The organism is Arenibacter echinorum, from assembly GCF_003259375.1.
GTDB lineage: Bacteria > Bacteroidota > Bacteroidia > Flavobacteriales > Flavobacteriaceae > Arenibacter > Arenibacter echinorum.
Window position 1 is genome coordinate 1 of sequence record NZ_QLLN01000018.1, and the last position, 3233, is coordinate 3233.

The window sequence follows — 3233 nt, forward strand, 5'->3', positions numbered from 1 at the left end:
ACAACACTTATCAATGTACCGGCTGGCTTCGCCGATAACACTGACAACGATACTACCTACTCCGCAGGGGCAGGACTGACACTCACAGGAACAACATTTTCAGTCAATGATCTTGCTGGTGACGTATCAGGTCCACCTAATGCAACAGTAATAGCCAACAATGCAATAACTTCATCAAAAATAGCTGCAGGTGCGGTTTCTGGTGGACCAGGAGGTGCAATTGCCGTAAACTCAATAAGACAAGGCGACATAGCTCCGGATGCAATAGGATCCAGTGAATTGGACGCCGATTCTGTTGGAGAATCAGAACTTAAAGATGATGCAGTAACCACGGATAAGATTTTAGACGGCACTATAGCGAATATAGATATTTCATCAACAGCCAATATTGCGGGATCTAAAATTGTCCCAATTTTCAATCAAGGAATCACCACAACTGGTGGTCTTAGCGTTCAAGCAGATATTCTAATGAATGGAAATACTGTGGTCGCAGACTACGTCTTTCAAAAATACTTTTTAGGCCAATCCAGCTTAAAAGAAAGTTATGATTTTCAAACCTTGGCGCAAATTGAGGCCTTTGTAAAGGAGTATCATCACTTGCCAGGAATTAAATCCGCAGAAGAAGTAAAACAGGATGGCATTTGGAATTTGAGTCAGTCCAACCTACAAAACCTAGAAAAAATAGAAGAATTGTTCCTACATACCATAGAGCAGGAAAAGAAGATAGATCAACTTAAGACAGAAAACGAATCCCTGTCCGAAGAACTGCTGTCGCTCCGCAAGGACATGGAAGAAATTAAGGCACTATTAAAAAATAAGGACTAGAGACATGGGTCCCAAAAACATGAAAAACCTCATCTACATCCTCGCGTTGTTGCTACCCCTAGAGATTCAGGCCCAAACGGCCCTGTACAATAGTGGCAACATCCGTATCCACGAGCAGGGGCAGATAGGCTTTCATACCAACCTCATCAACAATGCTTCCTTTGACCAGAATTTGGGCCTAGCCGGTTTTTATGGCAGTGGCATGATCAGTGTTTCGGGCGCCTTTATGCCGGTTTTCTTCGATACCGAGATTGCCAACGACAACGGAGTTATGCTCAACACAGGCATGAGTGTTAGCTCCAACACCAATTTTATAGCGGGCAATTTTGTTACCCCAAGGCAACAACAGGACATCTATTTTAATTTTCTGCAGGATGCCTTTTATGTGGGCGAAAGCGACCTCTCCAAGGTAGATGGTTATGTCACCATCAATAACGAACAAAATTTTATTTTTCCCGTGGGCGATTCGGAACAATTACGGTCCCTGACCCTTAATAGTACCGGCACCAACAGCTTTGCCAAATGTGCCTATTATAGGGAAAGTCCCACTAACCCTACCACCTTCCCGGAAAGTTTTGACCCCACCAAAAAACCTAGGACCATGGGCGATATCAGTGAGGTAGAATTTTGGCATTTGGAAGGCAGTGTTTCGTCTTCCATTCAGATCAGTTGGAACGAACGTAGCAATATAGCGGCCCTTACCGAGGATGTGGCCAAGATTATTCCCGTGGGTTGGAGCATTGCGGGCAGATCTTGGGTAAATCTGGGCGCTGCTTCCGTGGTGGGCGACCTAACACAGGGGTTTTTGATTTCTGAAAATTTTGTGCCGGACGATTATGCCATAATCACCTTTGCTTCTGAAGCCACGGCCAAGGAATTGCTTACCTTGGACAATTACCTGGTAACCCCCAATGGCGATGGTGTAAACGATGCCCTTTACATTGAGGAACTGGAACTCTCGGATGACGATACCATAAGTATTTTTAACCGCCAAGGCCAAAAAGTATATGAGGAAGACAATTATACCAATGGTTTCACCGGCTACTCCAATGTGGACAATTTGGTCATCAACCGTGCAGCCGGATTGCCCAATGGGATCTATTTCTATATCATAGCCATGAAAGATCTTAAACTAAATTATCAGGGATTCTTGTATTTGGAACACTAAAAAGTTGAATGTTCAATGTTGAAAGTTTAAGTTGAAAGGGGTAGGAGTCATTTCGAACGGAAGTGAGAAACCGAAGGTTCACGAATACTCGGTAAATGAGGATGTCATGAGCTAAATCACACAAGTGGCTCCGACCAAACATGTGCGACTTCTCAATCGCCCGAAGAAGGGCTCATGTCGAAGTGACTGCCGTGTCCAATCCAGTGTCCCTTAGGCTATTGTAAGTTGTGGCTTCGGCTACGCCCGCCTGAACGGAACGGGCAGGCTCAGCCACCAAGTGAAGTAATCGGAGATTTAGTGTTTAAAATCTAGAGTCAAACATCTAGGATCTCAATACTAATATCTAGCATTTAGCATCTAAAAACCCCGATACTCCACAAATCCAAGGATTCACAACTTTTATCGCTCTAATTCGATAGTCATTTTAGCTGATTGACCAAGAATTATTGTCAAAATTATTTTCTTTAATTGGCCTGGATATCAAAATACGAACTACAATAATCTTATACGCTCTGTAAGGTTCTTCCTTCATTTTAACATTCGACCAAAGGCATATTTTATAGCCCTAATTTTCAATAACATAGGTACACCACATCTTTTATCAGGTTCACAACATTTTTTTAACATTCCATAATTAGACATCTAAATTTGGGTTTATATAGGTCAATGCACCCCAATTCCTTTGAATGGACTTTAAAAAATTACTCCTACTAGTATTCTTGATCAGTTGCACCTTTGCAACAGCACAAGTAAAAATTGGTGAAAATCCAAACAGTATTAATGCTGCTTCCATAGTTGAATTGGAAAGTACTACCAAAGCATTTGTACTTACAAGAGTTTCCAATACCCAAATGCAGACCATTAAACCACTACGTGGGGCAATGGTCTATAACACGGATGCGCAATGCGTTTTCTTCTACAACGGAACACAATGGAATAGCCTTTGTACAGGCGGTTCAACTTCAACCGGCGGCGTTGGCATACAATCTACTGTCGATAACGGCAACGGGACATTTACTTTCAATTATACAGACGGAACAAACTTTACAACTTCAAACTTAACAGGTCCGCAGGGGCCTGCTGGTATTTCTGGTTCTACTGGTGCCACAGGCGCTACTGGTGCTACGGGTGACAAAGGTGAAACCGGTGACAAAGGATTAACTGGAGATACCGGTGCAACTGGAGCCACTGGCGACAAAGGATTAACTGGTGATACTGGTGCAACAGGAGCTACTGGCGA

General features: G+C 43.1%; 2 protein-coding genes and 1 pseudogene. All 3 read left to right on the forward strand.

The window, feature by feature from the left end:
- Positions 1-825: pseudogene (locus LV92_RS21855) on the forward strand (hypothetical protein); the annotation flags it as partial.
- A gap of 19 nt (positions 826-844) precedes the next feature.
- Positions 845-1993 carry a gliding motility-associated C-terminal domain-containing protein gene (locus LV92_RS21635; protein WP_111625669.1) on the forward strand — a complete coding sequence of 383 codons (1149 nt, stop codon included), beginning with the start codon at positions 845-847 and terminating at the stop codon, positions 1991-1993.
- Between the two features lie 719 nt (positions 1994-2712).
- Positions 2713-3233: collagen-like triple helix repeat-containing protein (locus LV92_RS21640; RefSeq protein ID WP_245946456.1), on the forward strand; the 521-nt coding region annotated here is incomplete at its 3' end.